The sequence below is a fragment of the Phytomonospora endophytica genome (assembly GCF_014202425.1).
Taxonomy (GTDB): Bacteria; Actinomycetota; Actinomycetes; order Mycobacteriales; family Micromonosporaceae; genus Phytomonospora; species Phytomonospora endophytica.
Map to the genome: position 1 here is coordinate 294360 of NZ_JACHGT010000004.1, position 21254 is coordinate 315613.

At 72.4% G+C, this 21254-nt stretch carries 17 protein-coding genes and 1 tRNA gene; 10 read left to right on the forward strand and 8 right to left on the reverse strand.

Annotated elements, in window-relative coordinates; translation table 11 throughout:
• Positions 1-164 precede the first annotated feature (164 nt).
• The gene (locus HNR73_RS10590) at positions 165-1499 is read left to right on the forward strand and encodes an MFS transporter (RefSeq protein ID WP_184787182.1); all 1335 of its coding nucleotides are present in this window, start codon (positions 165-167) and stop codon (positions 1497-1499) included.
• 106 nt (positions 1500-1605) lie between these two features.
• Positions 1606-1679: transfer RNA gene (locus tag HNR73_RS10595), tRNA-Ile, on the forward strand.
• Between the two features lie 360 nt (positions 1680-2039).
• On the opposite strand, the gene HNR73_RS10600 is transcribed toward HNR73_RS10595, so the two are convergent.
• Entirely contained in the window at positions 2040-2888 is an 849-nt protein-coding gene (locus HNR73_RS10600; protein ID WP_184787183.1) for a phosphotransferase, read from the reverse strand.
• Positions 2889-3120: 232 nt separating this feature from the next.
• Here HNR73_RS10600 and HNR73_RS10605 point away from each other — a divergent pair, with 232 nt between their 5' ends.
• Positions 3121-4428: a hypothetical protein gene (locus HNR73_RS10605; RefSeq protein ID WP_184787184.1), complete on the forward strand. Its 1308-nt coding sequence runs from the start codon at positions 3121-3123 to the stop codon at positions 4426-4428.
• On the opposite strand, the gene HNR73_RS39025 is transcribed toward HNR73_RS10605, so the two are convergent.
• The gene (locus HNR73_RS39025; protein WP_203686168.1) at positions 4425-6107 is read right to left on the reverse strand and encodes an AF_0692 family protein; all 1683 of its coding nucleotides are present in this window, start codon (positions 6105-6107) and stop codon (positions 4425-4427) included. The genes HNR73_RS10605 and HNR73_RS39025 overlap by 4 nt on opposite strands.
• A 130-nt stretch (positions 6108-6237) precedes the next feature.
• On the opposite strand from HNR73_RS39025, the gene HNR73_RS10615 reads away from it, so the two are divergent.
• On the forward strand, positions 6238-7443 hold the full coding sequence (locus HNR73_RS10615; RefSeq protein WP_184787185.1) for a sensor histidine kinase: 1206 nt from the start codon (positions 6238-6240) through the stop codon (positions 7441-7443).
• On the forward strand, positions 7440-8099 hold the full coding sequence (locus HNR73_RS10620; RefSeq protein ID WP_184787186.1) for a response regulator: 660 nt from the start codon (positions 7440-7442) through the stop codon (positions 8097-8099). The genes HNR73_RS10615 and HNR73_RS10620 overlap by 4 nt, the downstream gene beginning before the upstream one ends.
• 13 nt (positions 8100-8112) lie before the next feature.
• On the opposite strand, the gene HNR73_RS10625 is transcribed toward HNR73_RS10620, so the two are convergent.
• Positions 8113-8997 (reverse strand): alpha/beta hydrolase family protein, encoded by an 885-nt coding sequence (locus tag HNR73_RS10625; protein ID WP_203686170.1) that lies wholly within the window; start codon positions 8995-8997, stop codon positions 8113-8115.
• Between the two features lie 219 nt (positions 8998-9216).
• Between HNR73_RS10625 and HNR73_RS10630 the strand changes: the two genes are divergently transcribed.
• Genes HNR73_RS10630 through HNR73_RS10645 form a run of 4 tightly spaced genes read left to right on the forward strand, consistent with a single transcriptional unit; the run spans position 9217 to position 12748 of the window.
• A complete protein-coding gene (locus tag HNR73_RS10630) occupies positions 9217-10131 on the forward strand; it encodes an ABC transporter ATP-binding protein (protein ID WP_184787187.1) in 915 nt (304 codons plus the stop codon).
• Between the two features lie 4 nt (positions 10132-10135).
• Positions 10136-10873: an ABC transporter permease gene (locus HNR73_RS10635; RefSeq protein ID WP_184787188.1), complete on the forward strand. Its 738-nt coding sequence runs from the start codon at positions 10136-10138 to the stop codon at positions 10871-10873.
• Between the two features lie 10 nt (positions 10874-10883).
• Complete coding sequence (locus HNR73_RS10640) at positions 10884-12107, forward strand: sensor histidine kinase (RefSeq protein ID WP_239122121.1); 1224 nt, start codon at positions 10884-10886, stop codon at positions 12105-12107.
• Positions 12104-12748 (forward strand): response regulator transcription factor, encoded by a 645-nt coding sequence (locus tag HNR73_RS10645; RefSeq protein WP_184787189.1) that lies wholly within the window; start codon positions 12104-12106, stop codon positions 12746-12748. Before HNR73_RS10640 ends, HNR73_RS10645 begins: the two co-directional genes overlap by 4 nt.
• Here the strand turns inward: HNR73_RS10645 and HNR73_RS10650 are convergent.
• Positions 12745-13461, reverse strand: a complete 717-nt coding sequence (locus HNR73_RS10650) for an SDR family NAD(P)-dependent oxidoreductase (protein WP_184787190.1) — start codon at positions 13459-13461, stop codon at positions 12745-12747. The genes HNR73_RS10645 and HNR73_RS10650 overlap by 4 nt on opposite strands.
• Before the next feature lie 224 nt (positions 13462-13685).
• Here HNR73_RS10650 and HNR73_RS10655 point away from each other — a divergent pair, with 224 nt between their 5' ends.
• Positions 13686-14723: a hypothetical protein gene (locus HNR73_RS10655; protein ID WP_184787191.1), complete on the forward strand. Its 1038-nt coding sequence runs from the start codon at positions 13686-13688 to the stop codon at positions 14721-14723.
• 163 nt (positions 14724-14886) lie between these two features.
• Here the strand turns inward: HNR73_RS10655 and HNR73_RS10660 are convergent, their stop codons facing one another.
• The 4 genes from HNR73_RS10660 to HNR73_RS10675 all read right to left on the reverse strand — a co-directional run bounded on the left by HNR73_RS10660 (position 14887) and on the right by HNR73_RS10675 (position 20935).
• Positions 14887-16110: a serine/threonine-protein kinase gene (locus HNR73_RS10660; protein ID WP_203686174.1), complete on the reverse strand. Its 1224-nt coding sequence runs from the start codon at positions 16108-16110 to the stop codon at positions 14887-14889.
• The gene (locus HNR73_RS10665; RefSeq protein WP_184787192.1) at positions 16095-18095 is read right to left on the reverse strand and encodes a serine/threonine-protein kinase; all 2001 of its coding nucleotides are present in this window, start codon (positions 18093-18095) and stop codon (positions 16095-16097) included. Before HNR73_RS10665 ends, HNR73_RS10660 begins: the two co-directional genes overlap by 16 nt.
• 176 nt (positions 18096-18271) lie before the next feature.
• Positions 18272-20494 (reverse strand): catalase/peroxidase HPI, encoded by a 2223-nt coding sequence (gene katG, locus HNR73_RS10670; protein ID WP_184787193.1) that lies wholly within the window; start codon positions 20492-20494, stop codon positions 18272-18274.
• Between the two features lie 36 nt (positions 20495-20530).
• Complete coding sequence (locus tag HNR73_RS10675; protein WP_221330859.1) at positions 20531-20935, reverse strand: Fur family transcriptional regulator; 405 nt, start codon at positions 20933-20935, stop codon at positions 20531-20533.
• Positions 20936-21254: the final 319 nt, after the last annotated feature.

The window sequence follows — 21254 nt, forward strand, 5'->3', positions numbered from 1 at the left end:
ACGGGCACGCGAAAGTTGAGCAGCCATCGTAGAACATGAACCTCCCGTGAACGATGTGTTGTAGATCACCTGAGTTGTCTCTCGATGGTTCTGAGCACTGATCGGATCTCGACCGAACACCCCGTGGTCGCCGTTGAGGATGGCCGGATCCGGTCTCGGCGGTTGTGCCCTTCAAGGCGCCATGGCAAACTGCGCCGAGCTCGAACTCGATGGTTCGTTGGTCGATGACAAACGGGGGGAACAGCGGCGTGACAGTCGAACAAGTAGACCGGACCTTCATGCGGCAGCTCGTCGAGCATTTCAACGTTGTTTGGCGGCAAAGGAGCCTCAGGGGCCTGTTCGGAGGGCTGTTACTCGCGGGGAGTGCCGTTTCGGCACTGGTTTCTCTCATTCCGGTATTCGCCGTCAGGGAATTGCGTGCCGACACCGCCGACGTCGGCGTCTATGTCACCGTCGTCACTCTGATATCGATCCCGATCGGCCTGGTCGCCGGTCGCGTCACCGACCAGTTCGCCGACCGGAGACCGTTCGCCGTACTCGCCACCGTCTGGGTGTTCATCGGTTTCGTGGCGGTGCAGTTCGTCGGCGACTTCGCCGGCCTGCTCATCGTCGGCGTGGCCTTCTTCACCTTCGTGGACACGACCAACGCACAGCTGCTCGCCTACGGACGTGAAGCCGTCACCGGCCTGCCGGACTCCGCTCGGCCCGCCATCGTTTCGACGCTGCGCACCGCCTACTCCTTCGGATACATAGTCGGCCCGGTCGTGGTCGCCGGCCTGCTCGCGCTCGTCGACACCAGGCTCAGCATCACCGCCTTCGGTGTCCTGTACCTCGCATCGGCGCTCGCATACGTACGCCGACGGCGATCGACGCCGACGCGGGCGCCCGGAGACGGCCGGCCCGACGCGCCCAAGAACGTGGCACCGGCCCCACCACGCCCAAGCCACCTGTACTGGATCGCCGCGGCGCTGATCCTGGTGACGACGGCTCCGGTCGTCCGCGGATCGTTCCTGTTGCTGCGTGCCACCGAAGACCTGGCGATTCCGCTCGCGCACATGATCGCTGTCCTGGCGATAGCGCCTGTCGCCGAACTCGTGCTGATGCCGCTGTGCGGGGTGGCAGCGGGGCGCTGGGGGACCGGCCGGGTCGTCGCGGCCGGGGCCGTCGTGGCCGTCGTCGAGATGCTGCTGCTGGCGGTCGCCGACCGGCTCTGGCAGCTGGCGTTGCTTCAGCTGGCGGGCGCCTTCGTCATCGCATCCGTTGTCGGCGTCGGCATGGCGCTCGTACAGGATCTCGCCGGCCCGAGGATCGGGTACGGGACGAGCGTCTTCCTGGCCACCCGCGCCGCCGGCGGAGTCCTCGGCGCGAGCGTCGGAGGCCTGATCGGAGCCAGGGCCGGCCTGGGCGCGACGTTCCTCGCCGCAGCGGCCGCCTCAGCGATCGCGACGGTGATCATCGTGCTGGTCAATGCACGAGGTACACGGCATGCGCGAACGTGAAAAGCGCGGATCGACAGACCACACCCCCGCGCGACCAGCGAGTTCGCGGGTCGACGGCGCCTCGGCGCGGTGCCCCTCGCCGCTATGAGACACTGCCATTTCGCCAGGGGTGGTAGCTCAGCTGGTTAGAGCAGAGGACTCATAATCCTTGGGTCGCGGGTTCGAGTCCCGCCCACCCTACTCACCAATACGCCCTGACCTGCACGAACATATGACCGCCCCGACGTCGCTGGATGCGATGTCGAGGCGGTTTCGTCGTTTCGCGAGTGGCTTGCCGGGGTGACCCGGTCGGTGTGTGGCGGTCGGCGAGCAGGTGTGTCGGCGTCGCCGGGTTTCGGGGGAGACGGTCGGGGCCGGTGGCCTGGCGAACCCGCCTGGAAGGCCGGGCGGGCCGGCGTGCGGATCCCGGCCGGGTGGAGGGGCCGGAATGACGTCTACTGTGGATCGACGCCGGTGTGGCCCGCTGTCCCGAAGGCCTTTCGCGCGGGGATTCTTCGCCGGATCGAGACGGACGTGGAGCGCGCCGGGTTCGGGCCCCCGTCATAGGAAGCCGTCGAAGCGGCCGCCGTCCAACGCCGCGTCCAGCGCCCCTTGGTCCACCCGCCATGCCTGGCAGCTTTGGTGGACCGTCCAGACCGACGCCCACCGCCGGGCGCGGTGGCCGTCCAGTCCCATCCGTGCGGCGATCGCGCCGGCGCGCTGGAGGATCGCGGTCGCGGGTGGGTGGTAGGCCGCGAAGAAGCCGATGTCGCAGTGCGGGTCGCCGGTCTGGGGCGACGGGTCGACGGCCAGGTGGCCGTCTCGGGTCCGGAGGATGTTCTTGTCGACGAAGTCGCCGTGGAGCAGCACGGGCCGGTCCGTGCCGGCGCAGAGTTCCATGGCGGTGGACCCGGCGGCGGCGAGCCGCACGAGCCCGGCCTTTCCGCGCTCGGGTTCGGCTCTGGCTCGTCGTTCGAAGGCGTTGTCGGTGAGTGCCTGCGCCTCACGCGCGGGGTAGGTCTCCGCGAGGGTGGCGAACGGGAACGACGTGGGCACGGCGGCCCGATGCAGCTTCGTCAGCAGGTCGGCCGCGACCTCGGTGGCCTCCTCGTCGTTGCCGGCCGGCAGCGGCGTTCCCGGCCGGATTCGCTCCAGCAGCAGCGCTCCGACGGTGAAGTCGCCGTCGATGAGACGCACGACGGCTCCTGTCTGCGCGAACGCGGACAGCGCCGCCGCCTCCGCCCGCGCCTCCGTCGGCGGATTCACCAGCTTGACCACGACCTCACCGCCACCACCGCCGGCCACCCCGGCGGCGAAGACGTCCGCGCGGCATCCCCCGTCCAAGCCCCGCGAGCCTTCGAGGTTCCAGCGCAGCTCACAGGCCCGGAGCCGCCGCGCGACATCGTCCACCGCGATATCGTCCCGGGCGCCGGAGACGGGCGCCACCGCCTTTCGCTCGTCCCCTGCCCTTTCGGGCAGTCCGCGTTGCCCGTGCGACCGCCCGTACGCTCCGGCGCGTCGTCTCCGGGCGTTCCATTCTCGACGGGGGCCTGTCGGATCCGGTGACGTGACGGGCCTCACCGGTGTCCGGGACGTGCGCGGTGGTGGGACGCGGCGCACGTGCGTGGAGGTGGGGATCGTCATGACCTTGCTCAAAAGTCGGACGCGGGCCGTGGCCCCGGCGAGTTCGCGGCCCGTCGCGGCGAAGGTGCCCGCGTCGTCCAAGGCGCCGAAGTCCTCCGAGCCGGCACCGCCGACGGTGCTCGATCTCCAGCGCACGGCCGGGAACCGGGCCGTCACCGCCCTCATCAACGCGGGCGGCCTTCAGCCGTCGGCGGGAGTCGCGGTACCGCTGCGTGTCCAGCGTGCGCCGAAGAAACCGAGCGTCGGCGACCGCCTCGCCGCCGTCGAACAGCAGCAGGCCGCGCTCGCCCAGCAGCAGGCCGTCCAGGCCAAGCGCGTCGCGGCCCTGGAGGTCGACGCGCGCTGGCGCGCCCGCTTCGGCGAGAAGTTCGCCGACTACGAGCAGGTCATCCACCGCATGAGCGGCGGCATCGAGGCCGCCACCACCGGCTTCACCACCGCCCAGCAGGAACAGGCCCAGGCCGACGCCCTGGCCGTCCAGGTCATGATGCTCATGGCCACCGTCGGCGTCTCCGCCGGTCTCGAATGGGCGCTGACGAAAGGGCTCGGCGCCCTGGGCGTCTCGACCTCGAAGATCGAGCGGTTCGTCGAGGTCGCCGAGAACCCGCTGAACACCGCCGCGCAAGGCAGCGCCAACGTCTACGCGACGAACCGGGCCGCCGAGACGGCGAAGAGCGGGAAACTTCCCGACACCCCCGCCCCGGCGGGCGGCCCCGGCGCGAGCCCGGAGGCCGCCGAGGGCTCCGCGGGACCGGCGGCGATCACCAGCCCGGTCGCCTTCCTGACGAGCAACCTCGAAGCCCTCGCCGCCAAACGCCAGGGCATCGAAGGCGCCTTCGGCAGAAGGCGCGCCGGACTCGACGCCATGGCCCCGGAGGCGTGGACCTCCTTCGATCCGAAGTCCCAGGAAGCGGCCTACGAGCGCCACTTCAAGGACCTCGAACGCACCTCCTCGGGCATCAGCATGATGCGCTCGGCCGAGGACGTCGCGCGCATCATCGAACGCCACATGTGGTCGAAGTGGATCAGGAACCAGGACCGCGCCGCCCAGGTCACGCGCGAGCTCGCCCAGACCGCGCCCGGCATCCCCCTCGACCTCGACCCGAACAGCCCGCACCGGAAACCCCCGGCGGCCGAGTACTCGCTCGGCGGCTACGTCGAGGACCGGCTCACCGCGATCGGGATGGCCCGGCTCGCCGGCGTCGTCCTGACCGGCCACTGGTACTCGTCGAACTCGCCGGACGACTGGCACAAGATCCTCTTCGACTGGGCGGAGGCCTACCGCGAGAGTGTCGGCAACGCCTAGGCCTTGCCCGGCTGGGTCTCGCCCGCGACCTTGCGGAGCCGGTCGCCGACCTCCAGGGTCCGCCACAGCCTGCCCTTGACCCGCACGTCCTTGACCTGCCCGTCGTCGGTGCGGACCAGCACGTGGTGGTACATGTTCTGGCCGTCGGGCGAGGAGCGCTTCTTCTCCGCGACCACACCGGTCCAGGCCTCGTTCTTGTTCTTCCCGCGTCCGAACATGTGCTTCCTCCTGGTGATCGTGCGTGCGAGTGACACGAGCCCGGCGACCATGGCCGCGCCGAGGGCGATGAGGCCGAGCAGGTCGAGGGTCGTGTCGGGGATGGTGACGGCGCCGAAGGCGGTGTGCGCGACGAGCGCACCGGCCGCCAGGGCGAGGCTGTGGCGGTCGTTCCAGTCGCGTGTACGCGACCAGCGGCCGATCAGCAGAGCCGCGACGACGGCCAGGAGCGCGGCGGCCGCCATGGGCAGGTAGGTCCAGTCGCCGTGGGTGAAGGCGGAGCGCCCGGCACCGGCGAAGGGGTAGAGCAGAACGAGGAAACCGAGGACCGAGACGAGGCCGAAGGCGGCGAGCCACCACGGTCCCGGGGCACGGCCGGGCGACGGCGGCCGAGGCGCGCGACGGGGGAGCACGGCCAGCGCGAGCAGGCCGAGGGCGGCGACGGCCAGGACGCAGCCGATCAGTACCGGCGCGGGGATCGTGTAGCCGGGATCCTCGCTCGGCGGCACCGCCAGCCGCAGGAGACCGACGCCGAGGACGGCCGTGACCGCCGTGGCGATGAGACCGCCCCGGCGCAGGTAGGGGGCCGACCGGGACGCCGGGAACATCAGCTCGGTCAGCAGGATCGGGATCGCGACGCTGAACACGGCGTGGTACGGGAGCATGACCTCGGTGTACGCGCTGTTGAGGCCGAGCAGCCGGGGCGCCCAGTCGCCGGCGCCGTACAGCGTCGGGCTCGACAGCGCCTGGAGAGCGATGCCCTCCTCGACGATCCCGTAGGCGAGACCGAGGACGAGGATCCCGGCCCACCCGGTGCCCGACCGCCGCGCGAGTTCGCGGATGAGCAGGACGCCCGCACCGTAGATGGGCAGCCACAACAGCAGCAGCCAGATCCTCGACACCGGCGTCGAACCGAGCGTGACCTCGGCGACGACCGGCGCGAGGACCACCAGGACGAGCGCGGCCCGCCGGTCGCCGCCCGGCGGCCGGGGCCGCTTCGGGAACAGTGCGCGCACCTCCGGCCGGGTCACCAGGAACAACAGCGCCAGGAGCGCGGCGAACTGGGCGGCCTGCACGACACGCAGCCAGACCGGGTATTGCCCGGAGGCGATGAGGTAGCCGACGGCGACCGCACCCACCGCCGCCAGCACCCGCACGCGCAGGTAGGCGCGACGGCTGCCCTGCCGCAGGCGTCGCGCCATCCACAGGTACAGCAGCGCCGGGACGACGACGAGGCCCGCGCGGATCCAGATCGAGGCCGAGACCTCGGCCTCCTCACCCGCGCCCCGCGCGACCTGGAAGGCCGAGACCTCGGCCTCCTCACCCGCGCCCCGCGCGACCTGGAAGGCCGTGATCCGGTCGTGGAAGACGACGGTCGACACGGCGAAGAGCACGCTCAGTCCGACGCTGGTGAACAGCGCCGCCACGACCCCCCGCAAGGGCCCGGGTGAAGATGCGGTCATGTCCCGAGTCTCGGCCGCTCAGGGGCCCGGCCGCGTCCGCCGGAAGCCCCTCGGCGGCGTCTCCTAAGTCGGGCGCGCGAGCGACTTTGGTAGGGGGTCGCGCGGGCCCCTGCGGGGTTAGGGTCCGATCATGACCGCCGCCCATCACCCGTGGCTCGCGCCGCCGCTCGACGCCGACGGCGAAGGCGGGCCCGGCCCGCGCACGAGCCGCGACTGGGCCCTCGACGTCGGCTGCCTCGTGGTCGCCGCCGCCGTCGCGGTCCTCGCGCTCACCGGCGACCTCGTCTCGGTGCCGCCCGCGCCCGGCTGGGCTTTCGCGGCCGACGCGGCGGGCGCGACCGCGGCCTGCGCCGCCCTCTGGTTCCGGCGTGGGTGGCCGGTGCCGGTCGGCGTGGTCACCGTCCTCGCCTCGGCCGTCGCCCCGGCGGCGGCGATCGCGGCGGGCGTCGCGATGTACACCGTCGCCCTGTACCGGCGTTTCCCGCTCGCCGCCGCGGTCTGCGCGCTCGCCGTGCCCGCCGCGGCGGTCCGTCACCTGCTGCGGCCGGTGACCTTCCTGCCGCTCACGGCGTGGGTGCTGGTGAACGCGCTGGCCGCGCTGACCCTGCTGGCGTGGGGGATGTTCGCGCGGGCGCGGCGGCAGCTCATGCTGTCCCTCGCCGAGCGCGCCCGGCGCGCCGAGGCCGAACAGCGGGAGCGGGCCGCGCGGGTGCGCCGGCTGGAACGTGAGCGGATCGCCCGCGAGATGCACGACGTGCTCGCCCACCGCCTGTCCCTGCTCAGCCTCCAGGCGGGCGCTCTGGAGTACGGGTCGGCCGACGCCGCCGACAGCGTGTCGGGGGCCGCGCGGGTGATCCGGGCCGGGGCGCACCAGGCCCTCGAAGACCTGCGGGACGTGATCGTGGTCCTGCGCGACGACCACGACGAGGACGCCGTCACCGCCCAGCCGCGCCTCACCGACGTCCCCACGCTGGTGGAGGAGTCGCGGTCGGCGGGCGCCGAGGTGCGGCTCGACGACCGCGTCATCGACGCCGAGGCGGTCCCGGAACGCGCCGGGCGGGCGGTGTACCAGGTCGTCCGTGAGGCCTTGACGAACGCGCGGAAGCACGCGCCGGGCCGCCCGGTCGCGGTCGTCATCGACGGGAGCGCCGGAAGCGGGCTGACCGTGGAGGTCCGCAACCCGCTGCCCGCTCCCGGCGCCGTCACCGCCATCCCCGGGACCGGTACGGGACTCGTCGGGCTCGGCGAGCGCGTGCTCCTGGCCGGCGGGCGACTCGCCCATGGTCCCGACGACGGCGATTTCCGCGTCCACGTGTGGCTACCGTGGCCGTCATGAGTCCCGTGCGCGTCCTCATCGTCGACGACGACCCGCTCGTGCGGGGTGCGCTGACGATGCTCCTGTCGGTGGTGCCCGACTTCGTGGTGGTCGGCGAGGTCGCCGACGGGACCCGCGTGGAGGGTGCGGTCGCCGAGTTCGCGCCGGACGTCGTGCTCATGGACATCCGCATGCCGCGACTCGACGGGCTCGCCGCCACCGAGCTGCTGCGGTCGCGGGACGGCGCGCCCGAGGTCCTGGTCTTGACGACCTTCGACGCCGACGAGCACGTCCTGCGCGCGTTGCGGGCGGGTGCGGGGGGTTTCCTGCTCAAGGACACCCCGCCGGAGCGGATCGTCGACGCGATCCGGCGGGTCGCGGCGGGGGAGCCGATGCTGTCGCCGACGGTGACCCGCCGCCTCATCGCCCGGCTCGACGCCGAGCCCGGCGACGCGAGGCGCACCGGTGCCCGCACGGCGCTCGACGCCCTCACCGGCCGGGAACGCGACGTCGCCGCGGCCGTGGGCCGCGGCGAGTCGAACGCCGAGATCGCGCGGGGGCTCGGGATGAGCGTGGCGACGGTGAAGGCGCACGTGTCGCGTTCACTGATGAAGCTCGGGCTGAACAACCGGGTGCAGCTGGCCCTGCTGGCGGTCGACGCGGCCGACGAGGGCTAGCGCGCGGGCCCGGTCACTTCGCCGTGATGCTCCCGAGCGGTTCGGTCTCGGCGGCCAGCTCCTTCCGGGCCGTCGGCCACGCCTCCTCGTCGACGCCCAGCGCGGTCCGCAGGTAGGCCGTCGTCAGCTTTTGCAGCAGGGTCACGCGGGCGGGGTTCTCGTCGGTGGTCTCGGTGACGGTCGTGCCGACGATGCCGCCGAGGGAGTGTTCGGCCCCGAACAGGGTCAGCAGCGCCTTCGGGCCCGCGCCGAGGGTGTAGGGATCGGTGAACCAGTCGGGGCCGCGGGTCGTGAGGTGGGACTGGTCGTGGTCTCCGGCGACGACAAGGGCCGGTGTCGTCATGTGCGCGAAGTCGGGCTTCATGAAGGGGAGGTGCTCGGTGGCGAAGGGAGTGAGCTCGTCGCCGCTTCCCGGTGCGGCCAGCAGGACGCCGGCCGTGACGCGTTTGTCGGTGCGGTCGCCGGGTTCACCGGCGACGCGGGCGCCGAGGAGCATGCTCGCCGACTGGCCGCCCCAGGAGTGCCCGGCGACGGCGACACGCGTCGGGTCGAGGCGGCCCGCGAGACCGGGCACGGCGGCTTCGAGCGCGTCGAGCCCGTCGATGGCGCCGATGAGGTCGTCGACGCGGAAGCGCCAGATCTCGGGCGTGCGGGGATCGTCCGGAGCGAGGTTCAGCGTGCGCGAGTCCAGGTGGGTCGGCTGGATCACGGCGAAGCCGTGCGCGGCCCAGTGGTCGGCCAAGGGGGCGTAGCCGTCCATCGACCAGCCGAAGCCGTGCGAGAAGACGATGACGGGCAGGTCGCGGCCGGTGACGGGGGCGGTGACCCGCGCCTGGAGATCCTCGCCGCGGCCGGGGGAGGGCAGTACGACGGGCCTGGCGGAAACGATGGTGTGCACGGTGGTCGTCCTCTCCAGTAAGTGGGACGGTGTCCCGGTTCAAAGATACGGGACGTTGTCCCGTTTGTCGAACCCGCCGATCGGCTGATCCCCGCCGTCACCCGGCGCAGTACGCCTCTCCACCGCCCGAAGCGGTGTTCCCGTCGGCCGGGGACTGCCGGATCCGCGCCCGGATCGCGAGGCTGGAACCTGTCCAGCCGACCGATCTGAGAGGACGTCATGCCGTCCGTCATCGAGGTACGCAACCTCCACAAGCGCTACGGCGACCACGTCGCCGTCCACGACGTCTCCCTGTCCGTCGAGGAGGGCGAGATCTTCGGGATCCTCGGCCCCAACGGCGCCGGGAAGACCACCACCGTCGAATGCCTCGAAGGCATCCGCACCCCCGACGGGGGCGACATCCGGGTGCTCGGCCTCGACCCGGCGCGCGACCGGGCCGAGGTGACCCGGAGCGTCGGCGTCCAGCTCCAGGACGGGCAGCTGCCCGAGCGCCTGCGGGTCGCCGAGGCCCTGGAGCTCTACGCCTCCTTCTACGACACCGCCGCCGACTGGCGCGGCCTGATGGACTCGCTCGGCCTCACCGCCAAGGCCAAGACCCGCTACGGGAAGCTCTCCGGCGGCCAGAAACAGCGCCTGTCGATCGCGCTGGCGCTCGTCGGCAACCCGCGGATCGCGGTCCTCGACGAGCTCACCACCGGCCTCGACCCGCAGGCCCGCCGCGACACCTGGGACCTCATCGAGGCCGTGCGCGCCCGCGGCGTGACGATCGTGCTGGTCACCCACTTCATGGAGGAGGCCGAACGGCTCTGCGACCGCCTGGCGCTCATCGACGCCGGTCGTGTCGTCACCGTCGACACCCCGGCCGGGCTCACCGAGCGGGCCGGAATGGGCCAGCGCGTCAGCTTCCGGCCGTCGGCACCGCTCGACGACCGCCTCCTCACCGCCCTGCCCGAAGTCGCGGCCGTCACCCGCGACGGCGAGCGGATCACCGTCGACGGCGACGAGGACGCGCTCAACGCCGTCAGCGCGCTCCTCGCGCGTCAGGGCATCGTCGCGCAGCGCCTGCGCGTGGAGCAGGCGAGCCTGGAAGACGCCTTCGTCGCGTTGACCCGGCACGAGACCGAAGGGAAGTAGGGCCGTGGCCACCTGGCGCCTCGTCACCATCGAACTGAAACTGGCCCTCCGCGAGAAGGTCGGGCCGCTGTGGGGCGTGGGTTTCCCGCTCGTTCTCCTGGTCGTCCTGGGCAACGTGCCCTCCCTGCGCGAACCGCAGGAGGTCAACGGAGGCCTGTCGACCTTCGAGATCTACGTCCCCGTCATCGTCTTGTTCAACCTCGCCGTGCTCGCCCTCATCGCCATGCCCAACGCCCTCGCCGGGTACCGCGAGAACGGCGTCCTGCGACGGATGCGGACCACCCCCGTCGGCCCCGTCCGCGTCCTGGCCGCCCAGCTCGCCGCCAACCTGGCGATCGCCGTCGCCGCCGCCGTCCTGGTGCTCGCCGTCGCCGGGATCGCCTTCGGCGTACGACTGCCCGGCAGCCTCCCGGCCTTCCTCGCCGGGTGGGCGCTGGTCACCGCCGCCCTGCTCTCGATCGGCCTGGTCCTGACCGCCCTCGCACCCGGCCGCAGCCAGGCCACGGCCTTCGGGACGGTCCTGTACTTCCCGATGATGTTCTTCGCCGGGCTGTGGATCCCGATCACCCAGATGCCGCCGTGGCTGCGCGACGTGAGCCACTACACGCCCCTCGGTGCCGGAATGCGCGCGTTCCAGGAGGCCTACGAGGGCGGTTTCCCCTCCGCGCAGCCCGTGCTGACCCTCGCCGCGTATACCGTGGCCTGCGCGGCCGTCTCCGTCCGCTGGTTCCGTTGGCAGTGAGGTGAGCGACGTGGAAGAGCAGCGAGAACGGCCGCCGCACCTGCTGGTCACCGTCGTGCCCTACACCGTGCTGGCCGTTCTCGCGGTCTTCACCACCGTGATCAACCCGCCCGAAGGCACCTCGCCGCTCGCCTCCCTCGGCCTGTGCGCGCTCACGGCGGCGTGGATGCTCGGCATGTTCACGCTGCGGCCCGGCTGGTGGGACCGCCCGGCGGTCATGGGCGCGTACTTCGCCGGGCTCCTGGCCCTCACCGCCGTCCTGGTGGCACGCGACCCCACCTTCGGCTTCTTCACCACCGCGCCCTACATCTGCGCCTTCGCCGTACTTCCCTGGCCGTGGCGGATGCCCGCCGTGGCGGCCGTCGCCGTCGTCGCCGGACTCGCCATGGCGTCCAATGTGGACGAACCCGGGCCGGCCGGACCGGCGATCCACGCCGTCATCATCGTCGGCAACATCGTCATCATGGTCGGCCTGGCGTGGTTCCTGCGCGCCGACGAGCGCGAACGCGGCGAACTCGGCCGCATGAACCGCCTCCTCGCCGCCGCCCTCGCCGAGAACGCCGAACTGCACGACCGGCTCCTTCTCCAGGCCAGGGAGACAGGTGCCCTCGACGAACGCCGCCGCATGGCCCGCGAGATCCACGACACCGTCACCCAGGGCCTCATCGGTATCATCACCCAGCTCCAGGCCGCCGAAGGCGCCCGCGAGGTACCCGAGGAATGGCACGGCCCCTTCGAAGCCGTCAAAGGCCTCGCACGCGAGAGCCTCTCGGAGGCCCGGCGCTCCGTCCACGCCCTGCGCCCCGAGCAACTGGAGACCGCGCGGCTCGCCGACGCGCTCGCCGGCCTCGCCGCCCGCTGCGCCGCTCTCCACGGCCTCGACGTCCAGATGACCACGACCGGCACCGTCCGCCCGATGACCGCCGACGCCGAGGCCGTCCTGCTGCGGACGGCGCAGGAGGCGCTCGCCAACGTCGCCAGGCACGCCGGTGCGACCAGGGCCGGGGTGACCCTGTCCTACCTGGAGGACGGGATCGCCCTCGACGTCCGCGACGACGGCCGCGGCTTCGACCCCGCCGCGACCGGCCGCACCGGCCCCGGCGGCTACGGTCTGATGATCATGCGGCAACGTGTCGAAGGCCTGTCGGGAACCCTTCTCCTGGAATCCGAGCCCGGGGCGGGCACCGGGATCTCGGCCCACATCCCCACCTCGCCGAGCGGAAGCCACCGATGACCGACGATCACCCGATCCGCCTGCTCATCGCCGACGATCACCCGATCGTTCGCGACGGCCTGCGCGGCATGTTCGCCTCCGCGCCCGGCTTCGAGGTCCTCGGCGAGGCCGCCGACGGCGCCGAGGCCGTCCGCATGGCCCGCGCCCTGGCGCCCGACGTGATCCTGATGGACCTGCGCATGCCCGGCATGGACGGGCTCACCGCGATCAACGAACTCGCCCGGCTCGGCGTGACCGCGCGCGTGCTCGTCCTGACCACCTACGACACCGACGCGCACGTGCTGCCCGCGATCGAGGCGGGAGCGACCGGGTACCTGCTGAAGGACTCGCCGCGCGAGGAGCTGCTGCGGGCCGCGCGGGCCGCCGCGAAGGGCGAGACCGTGCTCTCGCCCTCGGTCGCGTCGTGGCTGATGAACCGGGTCAAGGCGCCCGCCCGGCGGCTGCTGAGCGCGCGCGAACTGGAGGTCCTCGGGCTCGTCGCGTCGGGCAACACCAACCGCGAGGCGGCGGCCCGGTTGTTCATCACCGAGGCGACGGTGAAGAGCCACCTGCTCAACATCTACGCCAAACTCGGCGTCTCCGACCGGGCGGCGGCGGTCGCGGAGGCCTACAACCAGGGGCTGCTCAAACCGGAGGGCTAGCGCAGGTTGAGGCCGCCGTCGAGGAGGACGACCTCGCCGGTGACGTAGTCGTGGCCGACGAGCATCGCGATCAGATCGGCGACGTCACCGGGCCGCGCGGCCCGGCGCATCGGGCTCGTGGTCTTCCACAGCTCCTGCGCGGCGGTCCAGTCGGCGGTCATGGGCGTGTCGACGAGGCCGGGGGCGACGGCGTTGACGCGCACCTCGGGTCCCAGGGCGGCGGCGAGCAGCCTGGTGACGTGGTTCAGCGCGGCCTTACTGGCCGCGTAGGCGACCGAGCTGCCTTTCGGGCGGACGCCGGCGTGACTGGTCACGTTGACGACGCAGCCCCGCGACTCGCGCAACGCCGGGAGGGCGGCCGTGCACAACAGCCAGGGGGCGATCAGGTTGACGTCGAGGATCTCGCGCCAGTCGGCGGCGCCGAGGGCGCCGAGTTCGGCGTGCGGCACGGGCCGGCTGATGCCGGCGTTGTTGACCAGCACGTCGAGGCGGCCGTGCGCGTCGAGCGCGCGCGGGACGAGCCCGGCGGCCTCGCCGTCGTCGGCGAGGTCGGCCTGGAGGTAGGTGCCGCCGAGTTCGGCGGCCAGTGCCTCGCCGGCCTCGCGACTCGACCTTGAGTGCACCACGACGGTCATCCCGTCGGCGGCCAGCCTGCGTGCGGTCGCCGCGCCGATCCCCGAGGCCGAACCCGTCACCAGTGCCACCTTCGTCATGCCGACACCATAGAGGCGATGATCTTCACCGTGCCGCGCGGGCGGTTTCCGCCCCCGTGCGTCGTCCGTCCACTGTGTCCGGTGGGGCGGCACGATCAAGCCCGCCCGGCTTAGCGTGAGCCCACGCGGCCACGGGACCTCGGTGGCGCCATCGGGGGCTGGGCAAAGGGTTCACCACTCACGCCGGGTCCCGGGAGAGCCGCCGATCTCCGGAGGGATCCTCCATGCAGAGAAGGAAAGCGTTCGGGCCGATCATCGCCACGGCCGCACTCGTCCTGGCCACACTGACCGTCCCGCTCGCCGTGCGCGCCGAAGGACCGGCGCCCGCCACGGCGGTGCCCGAGGCGGCCGTCGACCTCATCGCCGTGGTCGACCAGGGGCCGCGCGGCAACGGGTACGACGGACAGAAGATCCAGTTCCTCAAGCGAGACGCCGACTGGCGGACCGACGCCGCCGCGGCGTGGACGCTGGACATCCCCGGCGAATACGGCTGGGGGCATGTCACCGACGTCAAGACGCGCATCGCGCCCAATGGCGACCAGGTCGTCCTGGTCTCCGCCGGCGGGGGCATGGTCGGCGCGTTCACCTACCCCGGCGGGGATCTCGTGTGGTCGGCAGACACCCGCCGAAGCGGCTGCGGGAAGGAGCACAACCCGCACTCCATCGAGCTCATCCCGCGCGTGCCGGGCGTGCGCGACGGCGGCCAGTACGTCGTCGCGGACTCCAAGGGATACGTCATCTACTACCCGGTCGGCGTCAAGAAGCCGAAGTGCAAGAAGGTGGCGAGCGCCCACGGCGTCCTCTACAGCGACGGCCGGCTCTGGGCGGTCGGGTACAACGGGCTGTTCCAGTACGACATCCTCGTCGACGACTTGCGGAAGGTCGGCAGGATGCTCACCGTCAAGGGCTTCCAGGGCGGCCACGACCTCGCACCCGATCGCGGATCGGCGCGGCACGGGTTCTGGGTCACCGACCACAACAGGCTCTACACCTTCGACAAGTACGCCGGCGACTCCCGCTTCAAGGTCGTCAGGGGCCCGAAGGGCGGCTCCTGCGTGAAGTCGGTCGGCGACCGGGGCGGCGAGGTCGCCGAGACGCGGCCCTGCCGGACGAACGGCATGGGCGCACCGGCCCAGCGTTGCCAGGAGAAGTACCAGACGCACGTCGTCGACTTCTACACCGGAAACGCCAGGGCCGAGCGCAAGCTGCGCCCGGCGGGCTGCTTCTACAAGGCCCGGCCGGTCGTGTGGGACTACTACTGACCGATCCGCCGCCCCGGTGTGAAGCCGGGGCGGCCCCACTACAGCGGCACCTTCCCGGCGACCGAGCGCGCGAAGTCGGCCGCCAGGTCGCAGATGTTCCCCGAGTTCGCGCCGCACTGGTCGGCGAGCACCAGCACCACCCCGCGCGAGTTCCGCCACGAGATCAGGCAGAGCGACTCCTCGGCGCTCGTCTTCGCGTTCGTCTGAGCGGGGAGCCCGGTGAGGTCGGTGGTGTACGGGTGCAGGCCGGAGACGACCTCGACCTCGGCGGAGGCGTAGAGGAGCGTGTACCGCATCTCGTTGTCGCCGAACTGCGCCGGGGTCCACCGGCAGCTCGTGACGGCGACGCCGTCGTTCTCGAAGCCGCCGGGCGTTCCGGTGTCGACGAGCCTGTTGGCGTCGATGACCTCGGCGTCGAGGACGTCGCAGGGCTCGTCACCGCGGACGACCGGACTGCCGCTCGGCGAGCCGGCGCGACGGCGACGCGCGTGGCCCGGGACGGTCCGCGCCGGACCGGGACCGGTACCCGCCGCCGCTCGCTGATCATCGCGCCCAGGGCGGGCGGCGGCCAGATCGCGTCTTCCCCGCCGAGACGGGCGAGGACATCGGCCAGCGACGGCCGCGCGGCCGGATCCTTCGCCAGGCATTCGCGCATCAGCGGCAGCAGCTCGGCGGGCATGCCGGACAGGTCGGGTTCCCGGTAGACGACCCGGTAGGCCAGCGCGGCGGGACGGCCCGTGCCGAACGGTCCGCGGCCGGTCGCGGCGAAGGCCAGCACGCAGCCGAGCGAGAACACGTCGCCGGGCGGGCCGGTCGTTTCGCCGAGGGCCTGCTCGGGCGACATGAACCCGGCGGTGCCGCTGACGAGCGTCGAGTGGTGCACGGCGTCGAGGGCGCGTGCGATGCCGAAGTCGATGACGCGAGGGCCGTCCTCGGCGATGAGGACGTTGGCGGGCTTGAGATCCCGGTGCACGATCGCGCTCGCGTGCACGGCCGCGAGACCTTCGGCGAGGCCGGAACCGAGCACGCGGATCACGTCCGGCGGCAGTGGGCCGTGTGCGGCCACGGCCTCCTGGAGCGACGGGCCCGGGATGTAGGCCGTCACCAGCCACGGCGGGTCGGCGTCGGTCCCGGCGTCGACGACCTGGGCGGTGTAGAAGCCGCCGACCCTGCGGGCGGCGTCGACTTCGAGGGCGAAGCGCCGCCGGAACTCCGGATCACCCGCGAGGGTCCGGTGCACGATCTTCACCGCGACCAGCCGCCCGCCCGGCGACCGTCCCAGGAACACCTGGCCCATGCCGCCCCGGCCGAGGCGCGCGAGCAGCGGATACGGACCGGCGTCGCGAGGGTCGTCGGCGCCCAGCGCCTCCATCACGCGACCGTCCACAGCTCGACGATCGGCCGCAGCTCGGCGGAGCCGGCGAGACCGGCCAGGGTCCGGCCGTCCGGGCTGAACGCGAGCTCGCCGCCGCCGGAGCGGCCCGCCGTGTAGGTGCCGAGGCTCTCGCCGGAGGCCACGTCCCACAGTGCCAGGGCGCCGCCTCGGCCGGCGAAGCTGGCCGCGACGGTCTTCCCGTCGGGCGTGATGCTCACCGACTGGTACTGGGTCGTCATGTTCCCGGCGGGGAAGAGTTCGACCGCGAGGGTGCGGGCCGCGACGTCCCAGACCCCGACACCGCCGTAGGCGACGGCGAGTTTCGTACCGTCGGCGGTGAACGACAGCCCGGTCGCCCCCAAGGCGCCGGTGTCCATTTCGGGGGTTTCCAGGCCCTTGTAGGAGGGCAGGTCCCAGAACGCGAGCCCGCCGAACAGGCCGGCGCCCCAGCCCGCCACGAGGGTCCCGCCGTCCGGGCTGAGGACGGCGCTGCGCACGGCCGCGGTGTCGCCGCCCTTGTGGGCGCCGACGATCAGTTCCCGCACCTGCTCGTGTGTCGCGACGTCCCAGACCACCACCTTGCCGATGCCTTCGGGTCCGCTGCGGCCCCCGGCGACGAGGCCGCCGTCGGCGCTGAACGACACCTCGCCCATCGGGTCGAGGGAGACCCTGTCGTCGCTGGCCGTCTTGAGGATGGCGATCGGTTCCCCGGAGGGGTCCGACAGCGCGATCGCGCCGATGTCCATGGCGAGGCCCTCGAAGGCACCGAACCCGGCGGCGAGGGTGCCGTCGGGGGCGAAGGCGACCGTCCCGATGGGGCCGCGCGAGCCCGTGACCCGGTGGACGGCCTTCTTCGTCCGGGACGGGATGTCCCACACGCTCACGCCCTCCTCGACGCTGACGGCGAGCGTCTTGCCGTCGCGGCTGAAGGCGAGGGCGGTCGTGGTGTCCGGCGAGTCCAGGTCGAGGGTGGCGAGGGGGACCAGCGCGGGGCCGCCGGGTTTCGCGGTGCCGGGGACGAGCGACGCCGCCTGCCGCGAGGCGAGCGCGGCGCCCAGCGGCACCGACACGGCCGCCGCCGCGACGGCGAGACCGGCGGTGAGCAGCCCGCGCCGTCCCGGGGCGCGCCGGGCGGAGGCGACCCGGCGGTCGGCGACCATCTCGGCGACCTTGGGCGGCAGCCACGGAACGCCTCGCGGGATCGGCCGCGACAGGCCGCGAAGGATCGCGGCGAGGCCGGGCTGGGCGGCGGGTTCCCCGGCCAGGCAGACTTTCACGAGCCGCGCGAGGGGAGCCGGGAGACCGGACAGGCCGGGTTCGGCGGTGAGGACCCGGCGCAGGACCTCGATCGGTGTGCCCGTACCGAAAGGGTGGCGCCCGGTGGCGGCGAAGGCGATGACGCAACCGAAGGAGAACACGTCGGTCGCGGGCCCGGCGGGCAGGCCGCGAATCTGCTCGGGGGACAGGAACACCGCCGAGTCGTGCAGGGTGGTCGAGAGGTTCGTGGTCTCCATGGCGTTGGCGATGCCGAAGTCGACGACGCGCGGCCCGTCCTCGCCGAGGATCACGTTGGTGGACTTGAGATCCCCGTGCACGACCCCGCGCGCGTGGACGGCGGCGAGGGCCTCGGCGAGCCCGGCGGCGAGGACGAGGACCGCCGGGTGGGGGAGCGGTCCTTGGGTCTCGACGGCCTGCTGGAGGGTCGGGCCCGGAATGTAGGCGGTGGCCGGCCAGGGGATCTCGGCCTCGGCCTCGGCGCCGACGACCTCGGCGGTGTGGAAACCGCCGACCGTCCGCGTGGCGGCGACCTCGTGGGCGAAACGGCGGCGGAATTCGGCGTTCGCGGCGAGCCCGGGCGACACGACCTTCACCGCGACGAGCCGCCCGCCGGGCGAGCGGCCCAGGTAGACGGTGCCCATGGTGCCCCGGCCGAGCCTCCCGGTCAGCCGGAACGGCCCGACGCGGCCGGGGGCGGCGCTGTCCAGAACCTCGACCATCGACGCGTCCCATCACCCGCGGGCGGATCCCCGAACGTTCTATCCACCAGAGGGATCACGACCCGGCCACCGTCAGACGGGGCCGTGGAACGTCGCCCCGTCGTCGATGACGGACGACGGCGGCGGCCCGGGACCGTCCGTTGTGGACGATCCCGGGCCGCCGGGGTCGGGTGTGGCTAGACCAGGTCGTAGCGGTCGAGGTCCATGACCTTGACCCACGCCGCCACGAAGTCGGCGACGAACTTGTCCTTGGCGTCGTCGGCGGCGTACACCTCGGCGACCGCCCGCAGCTCGGAGTTCGAGCCGAAGACGAGGTCGACGCGGCTGCCGGTCCACTTGACGTCACCACCGGCGTCGCGGGCCTCGAAGGTCTCCGCGTCCTCGGTGGCCGGCTTCCACGTCGTGCCCATGTCGAGCAGGTTGACGAAGAAGTCGTTGGTCAGCGTTCCGGGCCGGTCGGTCAGCACGCCCAGGCGCGAACCCTGGTGGTTGGCGCCGAGGACGCGCAGACCGCCGATGAGGACGGTCATCTCCGGCGCGCTCAGCGTCAGCAGGTTCGCCTTGTCGACGAGCAGGAACTCCGCCGGAACGGTGTGGCCCTTGCCGAGGTAGTTGCGGAAACCGTCGACGGACGGCTCCATCGCGGCGAAGGACTCGACGTCGGTCCGCTCCTGCGAGGCGTCGGTGCGGCCCGGCGTGAACGGGACCTCGACGTCGTGTCCGGCGCTCGCGGCGGCCTGCTCGACCGCCACCGAACCGGCGAGGACGATCAGGTCGGCGAGCGAGACCTGGCGGCCGCCGGCGGCGTTGAAGGCGTCGCGGACGCCTTCGAGGCCGCGCAGTACGACGGCGAGCTCGTCGGGTTCGTTGACCTCCCAGCCGTTCTGCGGTTCGAGGCGGATGCGTGCGCCGTTGGCGCCGCCCCGCTTGTCGCTGCCGCGGAAGGAGGAGGCCGCCGCCCACGCCGTCTTCACCAGCTGGGCCGTGGTGAGGCCGGTGGCGAGGACGCGGGCCTTCAGGTCGGCGACGTCGGCGGCGTCGATGACCTCACCGGTCGCGGCCGGGATCGGGTCCTGCCAGACGAGCTCCTCGGCCGGGACCTCCGGGCCGAGGTAGCGGTTGATCGGGCCCATGTCGCGGTGGGTCAGCTTGAACCACGCGCGGGCGAAGGCGTCGGCGAAGGCCTGCGGGTCGGCGTGGAAACGGCGCGAGATCTGCTCGTAGGCCGGGTCGAAACGCAGCGACAGGTCGGTGGTGAGCATCGTCGGCGCGTGCGTCTTCGACGGGTCGTGCGCGTCGGGGACGGTGCCAGCGCCCGCGCCGTCCTTCGGGCGCCACTGGCTGGCGCCCGCCGGGCTCTCGAACAGTTCCCACTCGTAGCCGAAGAGGATGTCGAAGAAGCTGTTGTCCCAGGTGATCGGCGTGTTCGTCCAGATGCCTTCCAGGCCGCTGGTGATGGCGTCGCCGCCCTTGCCGGTCCCGTAGGTGCTCTTCCAGCCCAGGCCCTGCTCCTCAAGCGACGCGCCCTCGGGCTCGGCGCCGACGTTGTCGGCCGGACCGGCGCCGTGCGTCTTGCCGAAGGTGTGACCGCCGGCGATCAGCGCGACGGTCTCCTCGTCGTTCATCGCCATGCGGCGGAACGTCTCGCGGATGTCGCGGGCCGCCGCGATCGGGTCCGGGTTGCCGTTCGGGCCCTCCGGGTTGACGTAGATGAGGCCCATCTGGACGGCGGCGAGGGGGTTCTCCAGCTCGCGGTCGCCGGTGTAACGGGCGTCGCCGAGCCAGGTGGTCTCCGGGCCCCAGTAGACGTCCTCGTCGGGCTCCCACACGTCGGCGCGGCCGCCGGCGAAGCCGAAGGTCTTGAAGCCCATCGACTCAAGGGACACGTTCCCGGCGAGGACCATCAGGTCGGCCCAGGACAGCGCCTGGCCGTACTTCTGCTTGACCGGCCACAGCAGGCGGCGGGCCTTGTCCAGGTTGCCGTTGTCGGGCCAGCTGTTCAGCGGCGCGAAGCGCTGCTGACCGGCGCCGGCGCCGCCGCGGCCGTCGTGGACGCGGTACGTGCCTGCGCTGTGCCAGGCCATGCGGATCATGAAGGGGCCGTAGTGACCGAAGTCGGCCGGCCACCAGTCCTGCGAGGTCGTCAGGACCTCGGCGATGTCCCGCTTGACGGTCGGGAGGTCGAGGGTCTTGAAGGCCGCGGCGTAGTCGAAGTCCGCACCGAGCGGGTTGGCCACGGCCGGGTTCTTGGCCAGGAGCCTCAGGTTGAGCTGGTTCGGCCACCAGCCGCGATTACCGCCGCCCTGCACCGGCAGTGGTGCTCGCCCGTGCGCGACGGGGCAGCGGGACTCGGCGCCCGCCTCCGCGTCGTGGATGATGGCATCGTGGTTCTCGGACATCGTTTTCCTTCCGGGACTTGACGGATCTGGTGCGGATCAGGTCTTGCCTTCGGGGGAGCAGTCGAAGCAGTACCCCCAGTAGATGACCTCGGCTTCGTCGATGGTGAAGCCGGCGTCATCGGAAGCGGTCAGGCAGGGCGCGTGGCCGACGGCGCAGTCGACGTCGGCGATGCGCCCGCAGGACCGGCAGACGACGTGGTGGTGGTTGTCGCCGACGCGCGCCTCGTAGCGGGCGACGGAGCCGGGCGGCTGGATGCGACGGACCAGGCCGGCGGCGGCCAGCGCGTTGAGCGAGTCGTAGACGGCCTGGTGGGAGACCTTCGGGAGGTCCTGACGCGCGACGCCGATGATGGCCTCGGTGTCGGCGTGCGACAACGCGTGCACGGCGCTCAGGACCGCCACCCGTGGACGGGTGACGCGCAGCGCCGCGCCACGCAGCATCTGCTCGAAGTCCAGAGTCGTGGTCACGAGTGGCAGTCTTCTCCATTTTTTGGAATGAGTCAAGAATATGGGCTAAACGTCACCTGAGGGGAGGGGGTTGGGGTAGGGATTGGGGTGTTTGGGCTGGTGAGGTCGTGCGGGGCGACGGGGCGACGGGGCGTGCGGGGTGGGGACTTGCGCGGGGCGACGGGGCGTGCGGGGTGGGGACTTGCGCGGGGCGACCGCGTGTGCGGACGCGTCCGGGTTCGCGTCCTCCCGCGGCGGCGAGGTGTGGCGAACTCGCGGGCGCTTCGTGGGGCCGGAAGTGCGGCTCCGTCTC